This window comes from Streptomyces sp. NPDC002838 (genome assembly GCF_040295365.1).
Taxonomy (GTDB): domain Bacteria; phylum Actinomycetota; class Actinomycetes; order Streptomycetales; family Streptomycetaceae; genus Streptomyces.
Genome location: NZ_JBEOVF010000036.1, coordinates 97,178 through 113,074 on the forward strand (window position 1 = coordinate 97,178; position 15,897 = coordinate 113,074).

The 15,897-nt window shown below is 69.7% G+C and carries 11 protein-coding genes and 4 pseudogenes; 8 read left to right on the plus strand and 7 right to left on the minus strand.

The genetic code is table 11. The features are described from left to right. Positions 1-108: 108 nt before the first annotated feature. Together ABT063_RS35535 and ABT063_RS35545 are read right to left on the minus strand one after the other, a co-directional pair. A complete protein-coding gene (locus tag ABT063_RS35535; protein ID WP_351064254.1) occupies positions 109-387 on the minus strand; it encodes an HAD family hydrolase in 279 nt (92 codons plus the stop codon). Positions 388-890: 503 nt separating this feature from the next. After that, entirely contained in the window at positions 891-2,570 is a 1,680-nt protein-coding gene (locus ABT063_RS35545) for a chloride channel protein (protein WP_351064274.1), read from the minus strand. Between the two features lie 532 nt (positions 2,571-3,102). On the opposite strand from ABT063_RS35545, the gene ABT063_RS35550 reads away from it, so the two are divergent. Continuing rightward, a complete protein-coding gene (locus ABT063_RS35550) occupies positions 3,103-3,621 on the plus strand; it encodes a site-specific integrase (protein WP_351064256.1) in 519 nt (172 codons plus the stop codon). Positions 3,622-4,066: 445 nt separating this feature from the next. Here ABT063_RS35550 and ABT063_RS35555 read toward each other — a convergent pair whose 3' ends face one another. Next, positions 4,067-4,459 (minus strand): hypothetical protein, encoded by a 393-nt coding sequence (locus ABT063_RS35555; protein ID WP_351064257.1) that lies wholly within the window; start codon positions 4,457-4,459, stop codon positions 4,067-4,069. A gap of 394 nt (positions 4,460-4,853) precedes the next feature. On the opposite strand from ABT063_RS35555, the pseudogene ABT063_RS35560 reads away from it, so the two are divergent. The 4 genes and pseudogenes from ABT063_RS35560 to ABT063_RS35575 all read left to right on the plus strand — a co-directional run. Further along, a pseudogene (locus ABT063_RS35560) lies at positions 4,854-5,162 on the plus strand (transposase); the annotation flags it as partial. 531 nt (positions 5,163-5,693) lie between these two features. Further along, a complete protein-coding gene (locus ABT063_RS35565) occupies positions 5,694-7,076 on the plus strand; it encodes a family 2B encapsulin nanocompartment shell protein (RefSeq protein ID WP_351064259.1) in 1,383 nt (460 codons plus the stop codon). Next, complete coding sequence (locus ABT063_RS35570; protein ID WP_351064260.1) at positions 7,063-8,457, plus strand: SufS family cysteine desulfurase; 1,395 nt, start codon at positions 7,063-7,065, stop codon at positions 8,455-8,457. Before ABT063_RS35565 ends, ABT063_RS35570 begins: the two co-directional genes overlap by 14 nt. 285 nt (positions 8,458-8,742) lie before the next feature. Next, positions 8,743-10,263, plus strand: coding sequence for a flavin-containing monooxygenase (locus ABT063_RS35575; RefSeq protein WP_351064262.1), 1,521 nt, complete (start codon positions 8,743-8,745; stop codon positions 10,261-10,263). A 643-nt stretch (positions 10,264-10,906) separates the two neighbouring features. On the opposite strand, the pseudogene ABT063_RS35580 reads toward ABT063_RS35575, so the two are convergent. Continuing rightward, positions 10,907-11,887, minus strand: a pseudogene (locus tag ABT063_RS35580) (family 43 glycosylhydrolase); the annotation flags it as partial. A gap of 480 nt (positions 11,888-12,367) precedes the next feature. On the opposite strand from ABT063_RS35580, the gene ABT063_RS35585 reads away from it, so the two are divergent. Both ABT063_RS35585 and ABT063_RS35590 read left to right on the plus strand, forming a co-directional pair. After that, positions 12,368-12,745 (plus strand): COG4315 family predicted lipoprotein, encoded by a 378-nt coding sequence (locus ABT063_RS35585; protein ID WP_351064263.1) that lies wholly within the window; start codon positions 12,368-12,370, stop codon positions 12,743-12,745. A gap of 235 nt (positions 12,746-12,980) precedes the next feature. Continuing rightward, positions 12,981-13,400 carry a DoxX family protein gene (locus tag ABT063_RS35590; protein ID WP_351064265.1) on the plus strand — a complete coding sequence of 140 codons (420 nt, stop codon included), beginning with the start codon at positions 12,981-12,983 and terminating at the stop codon, positions 13,398-13,400. 120 nt (positions 13,401-13,520) lie between these two features. Here ABT063_RS35590 and ABT063_RS35595 read toward each other — a convergent pair. Then, positions 13,521-14,159 (minus strand): annotated as a pseudogene (locus ABT063_RS35595) (MFS transporter); the annotation flags it as partial. Positions 14,160-14,241: 82 nt separating this feature from the next. Between ABT063_RS35595 and ABT063_RS35600 the strand changes: the two are divergent. Further along, entirely contained in the window at positions 14,242-14,847 is a 606-nt protein-coding gene (locus ABT063_RS35600) for a TetR/AcrR family transcriptional regulator (RefSeq protein ID WP_351064266.1), read from the plus strand. Positions 14,848-14,887: 40 nt separating this feature from the next. On the opposite strand, the gene ABT063_RS35605 is transcribed toward ABT063_RS35600, so the two are convergent. Together ABT063_RS35605 and ABT063_RS35610 are read right to left on the minus strand one after the other, a co-directional pair. Then, entirely contained in the window at positions 14,888-15,616 is a 729-nt protein-coding gene (locus ABT063_RS35605; RefSeq protein WP_351064268.1) for a polyamine aminopropyltransferase, read from the minus strand. A 77-nt stretch (positions 15,617-15,693) separates the two neighbouring features. Continuing rightward, positions 15,694-15,897, minus strand: a pseudogene (locus tag ABT063_RS35610) (RNase J family beta-CASP ribonuclease); the annotation flags it as partial.

Genomic DNA, 15,897 nt, shown 5'->3' on the forward strand with positions numbered 1-15,897 from the left:
GTGATCCGCTGCGCGGCATGCTCGCCTGCAGCGCCGCGCGGTGCGTGTGCCGGAGAGCCGGCCACAGTTCGCTCCCGGGCGGGCGGAGTGCCGCCGCGTCGTGGTCGTTCAGCTGAGGAGACGCGCGAGTTCTGTGAGGTCTTCCGCGGCCAGGGCCGGCTCGGTGAGCGACTCCGGGCAGACGGGGGCACCGCGCCGGAGCCAGGTGCCGGCCGGCCCTGCCCGCCGGGCGCCGTCGACGTCCCATGGGTGGACGGCCACCAGCATGGCCTGATCGAGGGGAACAGCGCGGCGTTCGACCGCGTAGCGGTAGGCGTTCGGATGTGCGCTCGGCCGGTGGTGGGGCGGCGTGGTCGCCCCACGCCGGGAGGAGAGGGTCGCGGCCACGCCGGTGGCGGTCAGGCAGGAGGCGGCGCGGCGCGCGGCCCTCGTGTGACCCGCCGGTGGCGGGTGGCGGCCGGTGTGGGCAGGGCATGGATTCGACCTGCCGCCTCAGGGGCGCCGGCGCACTCGGTCCGCATCTCGGCGCGACGCCGGGCGGTGACGTCTTCGACCGTCCGCCGACCTTCCTCGGTGAGTTGCAGCAGGTTCTCGTGGCCATGGGCGGGATTGAGGTTCGGGATGTGGAGGGCAAGGGCCTGGCCGCGGTGGAGACGCGCCCGTCGTGCTCGGTGCTTTCCGGGAGGCGGCGCAGAACCCCTCGCGCCGGGACTGGATGATGCGGCGCCGCACCCACTGGGCTGGGCGGCGGACCTCCCGGTCGCCCGCGACGCCTGAACCGCCGGGGCCGCTGTCGGATTCGGACACGCTTCCCCGTGTTCGTGAGAGGACACCCGCTCCATTGTTGCATAGTGCAAATTGGGTCCTCCAGGGCCGGGCCGCGACGCCATCTAGGCGGCCGCATGCACGGCGCGCAGTGCGCTTTGGTGGCTGAGCCAGCCGACCGGCTTGCCCTGTTTGTGATCCAGCACCGGCACCCCGGTTCCCGCCGCCGACAGCAGGGCGTGCAGGGCCTGGGCGAGAGGCTGGTCCGCGGTGATGGGAGCGGGCGGTTCGGCGAGCTGCCCAGCCAGTGTCGGTGCGTCCTCCGGCTGTTCCGCGAGCGCCTCGGCGACCGCCTGGGCGGTGATGACGCCGAGGTAATGCCCGCCGTCGTCGAGCACGGGGAGTGCTCCGTGGCCCGACAGGCTCAGCAGTTCGGCGGCGTCCGCCAGGGTCGTGGACGCGGGCAGGGGGGAGGGCAGCGGTTCCATGACGGCGCCGACGTGCTGAGCGCCGATGGGCGCCCCACGGGCAGGGCCTTCGAGATCGACGCCGCGGCGGCGCAGCTTGAGCGTGTAGACGGTGTCGTGGGACAGCAGGCGGCTGACGGCGGTGGCCAGCACGATCGCGAGCATCAGGGGGAGGATGATCGAGTACTCGCCGGTGAGCTCGAAGAGGATCACCACGGCGGTGATCGGTGCCTGGGACGCCCCGGCGAACACGGCGCCCATGCCGACCAGCGCGTACGCCCCCACCGCGCCGGCCGACTGTGGCAGCAGGTGGTGGACGCCGGTCCCGTACACCGAGCCAAGCATCGCCCCGATGAACAGGCTGGGTGCGAAGACCCCGCCGGAGCCGCCGATGCCGATGGTCAGGCTGGTCGCCAGCATCTTGCCCACGAGCAGCAGGAGCAGGAAGCCGATCGCGTACCCGCCTTCGGTCGCCTTCTGCAGTACCGGGTAGCCGACGCCGTACATTTCCGGCAAAGCGAGCAGCACCAGGCCGAGTGCGAGTCCGCCGACCGCCGGGCGCAGCCACTCCGGACCGCGCCAGGCCCAGTCGCAGGCGTCCTCGATCAGGTACAGGAACCGCGAGAAGCCCACCCCGGCCACGGCGGCGACGACGCCCAGGACGGCGAACAGGCCGTACTGGGCGAGATGGTCGACGTGGAAGTCCGGCAGGTGCAGAAAGGCCACGTCGCCGAAGGCGGCGCGTCCGATGACGCTCGCGGTGACGCTGGCCAGTACCGTCGCGCCGAACGCCTCCGCGCTGAAGGTGTCCAGGATCAGCTCCATGGCGAAGAACACCCCGGCCAGCGGGGCGTTGAAGGTCGCGGCGATGCCGCCCGCCGCACCGCACGCGACCAGCAGCTTCAGCCGCCCCTCGGTCATCTTCGTCACGCGGCCCAGCGTCGAGCCGAGCGCCGAGCCGATCTGCACGATCGGCCCCTCCCGGCCCACCGAGCCGCCGGAGCCGATGGTCAGCGCGGAGGCGAGCGTCTTGACCACGGCGACCTTCGGGCTGATCCGCCCGCCGCGCTGGGCGACGGCCAGCATCACCTCGGGCACCCCGTGCCCGCGCGCCTCCTTGGCGAACCGGTTCACCAGCGGCCCGTACAGGAGACCGCCGATCAGCGGGGCGAGGAGCACGAAGTACGGGCCGAGCCAGGGTGCATGAGGGTTGTCGGCGCCGGGGGAGGCGGCGTAGTCGGCGTGGCCGGAAAAGAGCTGGGTGAAGGCCTTGATGCACCAGCGGAAGACGACCGAGCCCGCACCGGCCCCGGCGCCGACCACGACGGCCAGTGCCATCAGGCCCCACGGAGCGGTGCGCAGTCCCCCGAGTCTCGGTGCTGGCGTGAACCCGGTCATTGTGGCGCTGGGCACTCGTTCCCCGTCCATTGCTGCCGGTGTCGCGGTCATCGTTTCCCTTCCTTACCTTTGCATTATGCAAAACAGGTCGGGGGTCCGTGGTGGAGGGGGGTGTCCACCGCGCCTTGGTGCCCTAGGGCCCTTCTGATGGATCTCCGCAGCGTCGCGACGCCCGGCACGCACGCTCGCCGCACGGTGCGGAGGGCCAGGTGGCTCCGCCACATGACCCTCCGCACCGCACGCCGAGCGCACGCACCGAACGCCGCTCCTTCTCCTGCGGAGATCCATCAGAAGGGCCCTAGTGGCGGGGCTTTCGGGCCGCCGAGGCGTGTGGCCCGTTCCGGTGGGGGATCGTGCCCGCGAACGCGGGGGAGGACCCGCCGGCCGAGCTCAAGGCCGTACGACTGGCTCACCACAGCGGACCGGCCGGCCGAGTGTCGGCTCCAACGATGTGGTGGACCGACGCGTACTCGTGAACGCTGTGCAGGCGCGGCAGTTGCTCACCGCTGTGCCCTGCGTCGGATCGTTCGACCGCTGCCGTGGTCGGCGCCTGGTGGCTTTCTGCGCGGTCATCTCCTACGCGGCGCTGCGGCCCGCTGAGGTGGTCGGACCGCGGCTGTCGGACTGTGACCTGCCGGAGACGGGTTGGGGCACGTTGACGCTGCGGGAGACCCGCCCCGTCTCCGGCAAGCAGTGGACCGATTCCGGGGAGCGGCACGACCGCCGGTGCCTGAAGCAGCGGGAGGCGGACACGGACCGGCCGGCCCCCATCCCGCCCGTCCTGGTCGCCCTCCTTCGGGCGCGCCTGAAAGCGTTCGGGACGGCCAGGGAAGGGCGGGTGTTCGGCGACGAGCGCGGGGGAGTGGTCGGCTCATCCATGAACTGGCGAGTTCGGGAAGAGGCTCGGGGAGTAAGCGGGGGTACCGATCGCTATGATGCCCCTTCAATCGAACAGGGCAGCGATCCGGAGTGCGCGGGACGAACGAAGTGAGCCGGTTGTGCGCCCGGCTCGGTGAGGCGCTCCCGCACGGTGCCGGGGTCGAACGGCGGTCGGCGACCGTGTCCCACGGCTTCTCGTCCGGATGTGTTGTGGCGATCGCCATGCTGAGTTTCCGGCTTCCGGCGAGGGCTCGACGAGAGGCCCATCGCCGACGCTGTGCCCGCGAGCCGACGCTGCGGCCCTGCCTTGCACGGGGAGTGGTGTCGGCCGGAGAGCAGGACTCTAACGGGCCCCGACAGCGAACATGCCAGTCGGACGCCGGGCGGTTGCACGTCGGCCGCAAGCGGGTCGAGCGCCTGATGTGCGAGGACGGCCTCAGGTGTTGCTGCTCACAGCGTTTCTGTGGTGGGCGGGGGCGAGTGCGCAGGCGCTGCACCTGCCGGGCACCGCCGGTGTGCTCGGCGGTCGCGGCGGGACGCCGAAGTCCTCGGACATGTCACTCCGGCACCGCATCCTTGCAGCTCTCCGAAACCCTCACCACGCCGAAGACCACCGGGTAATCGGTGATCTGCTGGTTCGGTCCCGGCTGCGAGTTGCAGATCTTCCACGCCGCCGGGTCGTCCACCGGACGGCCCTGTCCGCTCGCGTCCTTGAAGGTCATGTCGAGTTTGGAGCCCATCTGCTCGTATGCACGCCCGGCGTTGCCGCCGATGACATCCGGCATGGTGGCGGTGACCGGCTCGGGGTTTGCCGAGCGACGCGTCTCGGCGGGCCGCGAGCCGGTCGCGGTGCTCGCCGAGACGTCCGGCACGGACGACGCGCCGCAGGCGGTGACCGAGGCCAGAAGCGTGGCGGCGAGGGTGGGTCTCAAGAGCCTGGTGACGGTCATGTTCCTCCTGGCGTGATGGCAATTCGGAACAGTATTCACGGTGAGACATGAGGAAGCACCGCCGCCCTCGTCATACCAAGCCCCTTACCCTCGCACCCTTCCTGATGTGGCGGGGCATTTGACGACAGGACGTAGCACGACAGGGCCACTTGCGGCCTTGAGCCGCGGTGACGCTGTGCCTGGTGTGCCGGTGACGCGATTCGGATCTCGTGCTGTCCCTTCGGGGCGGCGCTGCCTGGGCGGCCGACGTCGAGCATCCCCGTTGAGCGGGACTGCAGGGCCGTTGGGCGGAGTCGTTCACCCTTGCTGCAGTCGTCGGCGGAGGGCTGCAGGAGGTAGTCCTCCACCGGCTCGTAACTGACCTTGCCCGGGAGGGTGTTGCGGCCTCGCGGGGAACGTGGTGGCCGACATGCTCGGACGGCAGTTCCCCCAGGTCAAGACCATGCTTCTGGACGCGGCCACAGACATCACCGCATTCGCGGACTTCCCACCGGCCCACTGGAACAAGATCTGGTCCACCAACCCGCTGGAGCGGCTGAACCGAGAAATCAAACGGCGGGCCGACATCGGCGAGGTCTTCCCCAACCCCGCCGCCCTCGACCGGCTCGCCGCCGCGGTCCTGGCCGAACTCCTCAACCCCAAACCGAGCGAGGACGACCGCCAAGCCCTCCCAGAACCAAAGTCGAATCAGCTCGGCCAGTGACTGCACCACTCGACGGGACACCATCCGGCGCAGGTCCTCGTGGGGTCTACGGCAGGTGACCGGGAAGGTGCCAAGGCGTCGAATCTTGACGACCGCGCTAAGGCGCACGCATCACATGCACGCCCCGAATTGGTCTGTGTGCGCCCACAGTTCACATCCGTGCGCCGGGTCTCCGGGGTTGCGTACTCATGCGAAAAGCAGCCTCAAAAGCGCGACATAAGTGAGCCTTTCAGAAATCCCAAGGCGTGTTATGAGAGTCAATTTGGCCGCATATGGGGCGTGGCGGGATGATCCCTCGGCCGCAGGAGGAACCTCTTCCGGAAATTCCACGGGTGGTAGAGCAGCTGCAACGCACGATAGTCGCACTCATATACGGAATGCGTGTGCGCGGTGAAACAGGCAATTCAGGCCGTCACCCGAAGCCGGCCTATTGCGGGCGGCGCGTTACGTCAACATGATCGGGAGCAGTTCCCCCGCATGCCATTCGGCCGTGAGCCGCTCAATCGGCATGCCTGTCTCCGAGGAGGACCTGTGAACGATCGGATGAGTCTCGGCCCGGATGCGGCACGGCAACTCGCGACGACCACCAAGACCACTCCGCAGATGCGCGGCATCACCCCGCGCTATCTCCTGCGCGCCCTGCCCTGGGTGGACGTCGAATCCGGTGTCTTCCGCGTCAACCGCCGCCGGACGTACGTCCTCGGCGACGACCGAATCAGCACGCACACCGACGGCGGTTCGCCGCGCATCATCCCCGGCGACCTGAGGGAACTGCCATACCTGCGGGAGGCGGACGACGCGCTGCTCGCCGAACTGGCCGGCGCCTTCACGGAGGTCACCTTCGAGTCCGGAGAAATGCTCACCCAGGACGGTGACACACACGACCGCCTGTGGGTGCTCGTCCAGGGCCGCGCCGAGAAGCGGTCGAGCGGCCGCTACGGCGAGGACGCGCTGCTCGAAGTGATCGGCGACGGCCAGTTCTTCGACCTCGGCGCCTGGACACGTGCCGAGCCCATGCCGTACCGCGTCAAGGCGCTCACTCCCGGCGTGGCCCTGTGTGTCGAACGTAGCGTCCTTACCGGGCTGTGCGAACGCGACGCCGCTCTCCAGGAAGCGCTGGACGCCTACCTCACCACGGGTGAGGTGATGGCGGGCGTCGAGGTGCCGGTCGATCTCAGCGCCGGACACGACGGCGAACCCGACCTCCCAGGGACGTTCGTCGACTACGAGGACACGCCCCGTGAGTACCACATGACCCTCGCGCAAACCGTGCTGCGGGTCCACACCCGCGTCTCGGACCTCTACAACGGCCCCATCGACCAGACCCGGGCCCAGTCCAACCTCACCATCCACGCGCTGCGCGAGCGGCAGGAAGCCTCACTGCTCAACCACCCGCAGTTCGGCCTCTTCAGCAACGTCGCCCCGGGACAGAGGGTGCAGTCGCGCACCGGTTCCCCCACGCCCGACGATCTGGATGAGCTGCTGTCGAGGGTCTGGAAGCATCCCGGCTACTTCCTCGCGCACCCCAAGGCCATTGCCGCGTTCGGCCGGGAGTGTACGCGGCGGGGTGTGCCCCCGGTCATCGACAACCGGTTCGGCAGCCCGCTGCTGACCTGGCGGGGAGTCCCGCTGCTGCCCTCCGACAAGGTGCGGTTCTCCGGTGGCGGGGGCATCGGCACCACCGAGATCCTGCTGATGCGTGTGGGCGAGGCCGAGCAGGGCGTGGTAGGTCTGCGTCCCGCGAAGGTCAACGACGAGGTCGAACCCGGGCTGTCGATGCGGAACATGGGCGTCGACCAGAAGGGCATCACGTCGTACCTGATGACGGCGTACTTCAACGCGGCGGTGCTGGTGGAGGACGCGACCGCGGTGCTCCAGAACGTCGAGGTGTCCAACTACTATGACTACTCCTGACGTTACGGGGGGCGTGCCGTCGACGGCGGTGCCGGCGGGACCGGCGACGCCCGCTATGCCGACGACCTCGGAGGCGGCAGTGCCCCCAAGGGGTCTACCGGCCTCCACCGCCCTGCCGGCCGCAGAGGCCGTGCCGACCTCGGGTCTCCCCACCGGTCAACCCCTCGCCTTCTCACCCGAGATGGCCCGCAGGGACTTTCCGATCCTGCACCGGACCGTGAACGGGCACCCGCTGGTCTGGCTGGACAACGGGGCCACGACCCAGAAGCCGCGTCAGGTGATCGAGGCGGTGGCGGGCTTCTACGGCGCGGCCAACTCCAATATCCACCGCGGCGCGCACACCATGGCCCGGGAGGCCACCGAGGCGTACGAAACGGGCCGGGCGGCGGTCGCCCAGTTCCTGGGGGCCGAGTCCCCGGACGACATCGTCTTCGTACGCGGCACCACCGAGGCGATCAACCTCGTCGCCCAGAGCTGGGGACGGGCCAACCTCGGCCCCGGGGACGACATTCTGGTGCCGGTCCTGGAACACCATTCGAATATCGTTCCCTGGCAGCTGGTCGCCAAGGAGACCCGGGCCCGAGTGGTCCCCGTACCGCTGCGGCCGGACGGGCAGATCGACCTCGACAAGTACGCCGATCTGCTGTCCATGCGGACCCAACTGGTCGCGATCAGCCATGCCTCGAACGTGCTCGGCACCGTCCCGCCGGTGCGGGAGATGACCGCGCTCGCGCACCGCTACGGGGCGAAGGTGCTGGTGGACGGGGCGCAGGCGGTGGCGCACTTCCCCGTCGATGTGCGGGATCTGGACGCCGACTTCTACGTCTTCTCCGGCCACAAGCTGTTCGCTCCCACGGGCATCGGCGCCCTGTACGCGAAGCCGGAGATACTGCGGGAGATGGCGCCGTGGCAGGGCGGCGGCAACATGATCGAGTCGGTGGAGTTCGGCCGTACCACCTTCGCCCCCGTACCCCACCTCCTGGAGGCCGGTACCGGGCATATCTCCGGGGTGGTCGGCATGCTGTCCGCGCTCAACTGGCTGACGTCCTTCGACCGGGACGCCATCGCCGCGTACGAGTCCGCACTGATGGCGTATGCGCAGCGGGCCCTGTCCACGGTCCCGGGACTTGAGGTGCTGGGCTCCGCACCCGACCGGATCGCCGTCCTCACCTTCATCCTCGCGGGCCACGACCCGGCGGAGATTGCCGACTGGCTGGACCGGGACGGCATTGCGATCCGCGCCGGCCACCACTGTGCCCAGCCGGCGCTGGCCCACTACGGCCTGGAGAGCGCGGCACGTGCGTCTCTCGCGCTCTACAACACATCCGAGGAAGTGGACCAACTGGTGGCTTCGCTGCGGCGCTTGCAGCAAGGCGCCTGAGCCTGATCAGCCGGACGAAGGTAGCCGTTCAGCTTGCCGAGGCACCGCCGTGGTGAACCGCGTCCTGGGCCGGAGCGTTTCCTCGCCGCACGTCCTCCGGGTCGCTCACCACTCCGCTCGTGCGCCGGTTTCACGCCCTGACGGGGCCCTTCCGGCTTCCCCCACACTGGGCCTGCCGCAGGGTCCCGGGGAGGGCCTCGCGGTTCTCGGCACCATGGGGGGACTGTGTCGTTTCTGCCTGAGCCTGTACGTGATGCCCGGCCGCGAGGCGGCGGGGAGGTGCAGGTGGTGGTGGTCGGCGCCGGGTTCTCCGGCATCGGCGCCGCCATCCGGCTGCGCCAGGAGGGCTGGCGTGACCTTGTGGTGCTGGAGAAGGCGTCGCAGCTCGGGGGAACCTGGCGGGAGAACACCTACCCGGGGTGCGCCTGCGATGTCCCATCCTCGCTGTACTCCTACTCCTTCACCCCCAACCCACGGTGGAGCAGGATCTTCGCCGGGCAGCTGGAGATCCACGACTACCTGCGGACGACCGCGGACCGGTACGGAGTCGGTGAGGTGCTGCGGTGCGGTGTCCGTGTCGTGGAGGCCCGGTGGGACCAGGACATCGGGCGCTGGCTTGTGCAGAGCACCGACGGCGAGTACCGCGCCAGGGTTCTGGTCCTGGCCACCGGACCGTGGCATGAGCCACGGCGGCTCGATGTGCCGGGCCTGGACGAGTTCCCCGGGCCGGCGTTCCACACCGCTGAGTGGAACCACGCCGTGGACCTCACCGGCCGACGCGTGGCCGTCGTCGGCAGTGGCGCCTCCGCTGTCCAGGTCGTCCCGGCCATCCAGGCCCGGGCGGCGACCGTACACCTCTTCCAGCGCACCGCACAGTGGCTGCTGCCCAAGCCCGACGTGCCGGTTTCCCCAGCCCTCAACTGGTGTTTGGACCGCATCCCAGGCATACGGCGCACCCTGCGGGCCGGCCAGTACGGCCTGCAGGAGGGCATCGGCTACGTTCTCCGCCACCCACGGCTGGAAGCGCCTCTCCAGGCCGTGGCCCGGGCTCATCTGCGTCGCACGGTCCGTGACCCGGAGTTGCGCGGGTCGCTGACGCCCGACTACCGCCTGGGCTGCAAGCGTCTGCTGACGTCGAGCACGTTCTACCCAGCCCTGGCCCAGCCCCATGTCCACCTCCACCCCACCGCTCTGTCCTCCGTACGCGGCCGGCACCTCATCGGTGCCGACGGCACCGCGATCGAGGCCGACGTGGTGATCAGCGCCACCGGCTTCCGCGTCGGTGAGCTGCCGCTGGCCCGCAGCGTGCACGGCACGGCAGGCCGGACGTTGCACGAGACCTGGGCCGGGGACGGCCCTCAGGCATACCTCGGCACCAGCGTCAGTGGGTTCCCCAACCTCTTTCTCCTCCTGGGCCCCAACCTCCTTTCCGGCTCCACCTCCGCCATCAGCGTTCTCGAAGCCCAGCTCGCCTACCTGGGTGCCGCACTGAGGCACCTGCGCCGCGAAGGCCATGCCTCCATGGACGTCAGACCAGCTGTCCAGGCCGCCTACAACACCGCGGTCCAGGAAGCACTGCGGACCACCGTGTACAACGCGGGCGGCTGCTCCAGCTACTACTTCCACTCCAGCGGTCGGAACACCTTCTGCTGGCCCTGGTCCACCGGCCGGCTCATCCGCTCACTGAATCGCTTCGATGCCGCTGCCTACACCTGCCGCGCACCATCCACCCCTGCTCCCGTGCCCGTACCCCGGCCGGTGGCGGCAGACAGCTTCCCGGCGGATGAGGAAGGAATCACCACATGACCAGGCGGAGCCCCAGGCCACGGCCGTACGACGGGGAACTCGACCATCTGCTTCTCATGGGAGGCGGCGGACGGCAGACCCCTGTCCCACCGGCTGGTACTTCGCCCGGTTCAGCAGCATCTCCGCCTCGGCCAGGTGGTTGGCCTGACGCCGGTACGTGCCCCGCTGTGCTCGTGAACCGGAGCCCCGGTGATGGTGACGGCCGTCCTGTCCGGCGCGGAAGGAGCCAACGCCCCCCGATCCTGGTGGTGCGCAGCCGCCCGCCGCGGGCGCGCCCCGGAAATGGCTGTGTTGCCGTTCACATGGGTCACGGCCGTGCTCGTAGGCGACTCGGACGCGTTCGTTCCAGCCCTTGTTGCGCATGCCGTGGCCTGGCTCGCAGGACGGGCCGGACGCTCCCGCCGCCAGACCAAGGAGGCGCTGCGCACCCGAAACAGCGGCGTGCCAGCGTGGACGCGGTCACACCGGTCCCGCACGCACTCCGGCTCCGTCCGATCGGCACCCCGCGAGCAGCAGGGCGCCACCGCCGGCTGGGGCCCGGGCGATGCGCCCGGCGCTCGGCGTTCGGCACATCTCGTTCCAGCACGTACGTCACCCCATTCTCATAGATCTTGAGCACCTGGACGGGTTATGCGAGACCGTGTCAGCTGTCGGCCGGTTGGTTCTGCCTGCGCCGGACGTAGAGGCGGTTGCCCTCCGGGCCCGTCCACTCCAGGCGTACGACGCCAGGGACGGCGGCGTTCGCGATACGGGACGGGTGGGACCAGTATCCGGCGGTCGGGTTGCGGAAGAACGTGGCCCAGAGGCCACCCGCGTGGTCGGCGAAGAAGTTGTTGTGGCCCGCGCCGACGCCCGCGGTCCACCGCCGGGAGTATTGCGTGCGGCCGGTGCCCGGCGGGTCGTAGGCGTAGCGCGTGCTGCCGTCCGGGGCGACGGACGAACGGTTCCAGGCGGCGTGGAGGAGGTAGTACTTGCCGCCGTGCTTGAAGACGTACGCGCCTTCGAGGTACGGCTCCGGAGAGTAGGGCGACTGCCCGAACTCCGGGAGGTCCGTGGTGGGGACGATGCCCTCCATGTCGTCACGGAACTTGGCGTACAGGTCGTTGTGCAGCACGAGCCAGGCGTCGTCGCCCTCGGCGTAGACGCTGCCGTCGATGTGGTGGTACGCGCCGGGCGCGATGAACGACGGCCCGCCGGTGAACGATTCGCCGAACGGCTTGGCGAGGTTGCTCTTGGCGAGCCGGTACGGGCCCGCGACCCCGCCCTCGCTCACCAGCAGGAACGAGCCGACCTTGCGGGAGTGGTCACCCATGCACGCGACGATGTACCAGCGGCCGCGGACGTAGTGCACCTCCGGCGCCCACACCTGGCCGCGCTTGCCGAACTCGTCGTCGTGCCAGTACTGCTGCCAGGGGGCGACGACCGTGCGCCCGGGCCGGTTCTCGCCCACGAACTCGGGCGACCACACCTTGCCCTTGGCTGCGCCCGGGCGGATTCCGGTCGTGTCGGCCAACCGCCACGGTCCGCGCAGCGACCGGGACACCCACACGAAGATGCCGTCGTTCCACGGGGCGGCGATATCGAGGCCCGGTGCCCGGGTGGTGCCCGTGGCGACGTAGAGCGGACTGGCCGGACGCGGGCACGGCGCGAGACAAGTCGTTCGCCGAGTACGTGCTGCCAGAGGTGGAGGTGCTGGCTGTTGCGGGTGGCGATGACGCTGACCAGAACGGTGATCCTCGGTGACGGTGTACGCCGGACGGACTGTCCGAATTGCCGCACCCGGCGCGTGACCGTAGGGATGAGGAAGGCGGCCGCCCGTCAGGTTGACTGCCGGGCCGCGCCCGGTCCGCTGGGAAACAGCGGTCCGATCCAATCCGCCCGGGCACCTCCCGTCAGCAGGAGCCTTTCGATGCATCACATCGCCAGAACGACTGCGGCGGGCGTTTGCGCCGTACTGCTCGCCGCCGCATTGAGCGCGTGCGGGGACGACGACCAACCAACCGTTCCGCCAGCAGTCCCGACTCCGACCGGGACGACGCCCACGGGTACGGCAACTCCCACGACCCGCGCACCGGGCACCCGCACGCCCGCAGGGCAGGCGACGGTGGCCGTACGTTCGAGCGAACTCGGCCGGATCCTGGTCGACGGTGAGGGCAGGACGCTGTACCTGTTCGAGGCCGACACGTCGGAGAAGTCGACCTGTAACGACGCCTGCGCGCAGGCGTGGCCTCCGCTGACCACCTCCGGCCCCCCTAAAGCCGGTGAAGGCGTTAAGGCGGACCTGCTCGGCACGACCACCCGCGACGACGGAAGTACCGAAGTCACCTACAACGGACATCCGCTGTACTACTTCCAGGGCGACAGGAAGCCCGGCGACACGACCGGCCAGGGGCTCGACCAGTTCGGCGCCGAGTGGTACGTGCTCAACGCGGACGGCAACAAGGTCGAAGACGAGGGGGCAGGCGAAAACGACCCCTACTGAGTTTCATTACGGGGCTGGTCGGCCGATCAGGAGTCCCCCAACGGTTGATCTTCCGGCACCCCCTCTGGTCCTGGACATCCGCCACCGGCTGCTTGCGCGCCTGCCCTGCCTTCCGTGACGCCCTCGTGAGGGCAAAAGGGTCTCCAGCGACCGCGATCAGGCCGCTCATGCCAGTTGCGTCACCTATGGGGAAGATTGTCATGTATCGACAGCAGGCCAAGGCTGGAGGCCACTGATGGATGTCCTGGTGCTCGTTGGGCGCATCTTGTTCGCGTCCCTCTTCCTCTTGTCCGCGGTCAATCACCTCACCCGGACCGCGATGATGGCCGCGTACACCCAGTCCAGGGGCCTGCCGGCCGCGGTGCCCGCGACGATCGGCTCCGGGGTCCTGATCCTGGCCGGTGGACTCAGCGTGGCGCTGGGGATCTGGGCGGATCTCGGGGCGCTGTTGCTGGCGGCCTTCGTGTTCTCGACCGCGCTGCTGATGCACGCGTTCTGGAAAGAGGACGAGGTTCAGGCGCGGCAAATGGAGATGATCCACTTCCTCAAGGACCTCGCGCTGGGCGGGGCGGGGCTGATGCTGCTCGCCTTCTTCTCCTATGCCGGGGATGACCTGGGGCTGACCATCACCGGTCCCCTCTTCGACATCGACTGAGGCCACGCCTCGACTCCCTGGCCCCGCTGCGCCTGGCCTCGACCGCCTGACACTGCGCACGATCAATGCGATTCCAGCGGTGGCGAGCGCGGCCCCCGGGAGGTCGAGGCGTGGCCCGGCTCTGCCGTCCCGTCCGTCCGGCAGGAGCCGCGCGCCCAGCAGCACACCCGCCGCTCCGGTCGGCACGTTGACCAGCAGGATCCAGCGCCACGACAGGTGCTCGGTCAGCGCGCCGCCGACTAGATTGCCCGCCGCGCCACCCGCGACACCGACCGCTGTCCAGACGGCCAATGCCCGTGTCCGGACCGGCCCTTCGGGAAACGTCCCGGTCAGCACGGTCAGTGTGGCCGGGGCGAGCAGCGCGGCCCCCGCACCCTGCACCGTGCGGGCCGCTACCAGCGAGCCCGGCGATGCGGCGAGTCCGCCCGCCAGGCTCGCCGCCGAGAACAGCGCCAGCCCCAGCACGAAGGCCCGCCGGTCGCCCAGGACATCGGCGATGCGGCCACCCAGCAGCAACAGACCTGCGAAGGCGAGCCCGTACGCGTTGACGACCCACGGCAGGTCCACGGGGGCGAAACCCAGAGCGGAGCGGATCGACGGCAGGGCGACGTTCACCACGGAGACGTCCAGTACCACCATGAATTGAGCGGCGCAGGCCAGGCCGAGCACCGAGCTCGCGCGGCGCCGTCCGATGCCAGGGACTTCCGGGATGCCTTTCAGTGCCGTCCTGTGCTCCTTCACGTCATCCAGCTCCCTCATCCGGCGCGTGCGGCTACCTCCATCGGATCCGGCAGCGTTATGGTACGGCGTATCAAAATGGTGTGGGGAAGTGAGGGAGAGCGTGCCGAGGACCGCTGACCATGCGCAGCGGCGGGCTCAGATCATCGAGGGTCTGGTCCGCGTCGCCACCCGTGACGGCGTGCACGCCGTGACCATGCGCGCGGTCGCGGCCGAGGCCGGAGTGTCGGTGCGGCTGGTGCAGTACTACTTCGAGACCAAGGCTCAGCTGATGCTCGCCGCGCTGCGGCATCTGGAACAGCAAAGTCACGAGCGCTGGGCAGCCCGCCTGGCCGCCCTGCCGAGCCCGCCGTCACCCCGTGCTCTTGTCGAGGCCCTGCTCGCCGAGGCGCTGCCCACCGACGAGGCGAGCCGCGCATTCCACATCCTGTGGACCTCCTGCGCGATGCTGGCCATGACCGACCCCGAACTCGCCGCCGAGCCTCTCGCCGAGGGCCCGGAGCGCCTGGAGGGGCGGCTCGCCGATCTGCTGCGGCAGGCGCAGACGGATGGTGTCCTCGACGCACGCGCGGACCCGAGCATCGAGTCCGTACGCCTGCTCGCCCTCAGCCACGGCCTCGGTACGAGTGTCCTGGTCGGTCGGCGCACCCCGGTGTCCGCCATGGAGGTGCTGGGCTACCACGTGGAGCGGCTGTTCTGCCGTACGTGAGCGGGTGCGCCGCATCGCCGGATCCGGTCGAGTCGTCGTCCTACGGCGTGTCCGGTGCTGTGCCGGCCAGGTAGACGGTGTTGGCCGAGGTGCAGCCTTGCAGGGGGTTGTCGAAGTCGACGATATGGGCCGCTGCTTGTGCGAAGACCTCCGTGAGTGCGGAGGTGAACTGCTCGTCGGGCGGGTCGTTCGACCACAGAGCGAACACCCCGCCGGGGTGGAGGTGTTCGGCGAGAGCGCGGAGCCCGGCAGGCTGGTAGAGCGCCGCGTGCCGGGGGTGGAGCACATGGCGCGGTGAGTGGTCGACGTCCAGCAGGATGGCGTGGAAGCGGCGGCCCGGTTCCTTGAGATCCAGACCGCGGAGGTCGGCGGCGAGCGCGAAGAAGTCGCCGTGCACCAGGCGGCAGCGGGCGTCCGCGGTCAGCTGGGACCCTAGGGGCACGAGGTGCCGTTGGTGCCAGTCGATGACTTCGGCGAGTGCTTCGATCACGGTCAGCGAGCGCACCCGGGGGTCGTCCAGGGCAGCCTGGGCGGTGTAGCCGAGTCCGAGTCCGCCGACGGCTACGTCCAGTTCGGTGTGCGGCAGTTTCGCCAGGGCGAGTTCCGTGAGCGCGATCTCGCCGGTGGTGAAGAGGCTGGACATCAGGAACTCGTCGCCGAGTTTCACCTCGTACACGTCGTCTCCCGAGACCGGGTGGCGGCGCCGGCGCAGACTGATCTCGCCGATCGGTGTCGGTTGCCAGTCGATCTCCTCGAAGCGCAGGCTCATCCGTTCACCTTTCTGACGTTCGGGGACGCATGGGTGCTGTTGCCGGTGTGGAAACGGGGAGTTGGGCGGCGGCGCTGTCAGGCGTCGATGATGACGGGGATGATGAGGGGCTTGCGGCGGTGAGTCCGGAAGGCCCAGTTCGCCACGGCGCGGGCGATGAGCTGTTCGAGTTGGTGCGCGTCTCCCACGCCTTCCTGGGCCGCGGTCGCCAGAGTCTTCTCGATGACAGGGATGACCGGTTCGAAGGTGGTGTCGTCGTGGACGAATCCGCGGGCCAGGAA

Excerpts from the sequence above, each read along its gene's own strand:
- ABT063_RS35545 (WP_351064274.1), bottom strand. The coding sequence starts at position 2,570 with ATGGCACTGGCCGTCGTGGTCGGCGCCGGGGCCGGTGCGGGCTCGGTC.
- ABT063_RS35555 (WP_351064257.1), bottom strand. The coding sequence starts at position 4,459 with ATGACCGTCACCAGGCTCTTGAGACCCACCCTCGCCGCCACGCTTCTG.
- ABT063_RS35570 (WP_351064260.1), top strand. The coding sequence starts at position 7,063 with ATGACTACTCCTGACGTTACGGGGGGCGTGCCGTCGACGGCGGTGCCG.
- ABT063_RS35590 (WP_351064265.1), top strand. The coding sequence starts at position 12,981 with ATGGATGTCCTGGTGCTCGTTGGGCGCATCTTGTTCGCGTCCCTCTTC.
- ABT063_RS35605 (WP_351064268.1), bottom strand. The coding sequence starts at position 15,616 with ATGAGCCTGCGCTTCGAGGAGATCGACTGGCAACCGACACCGATCGGC.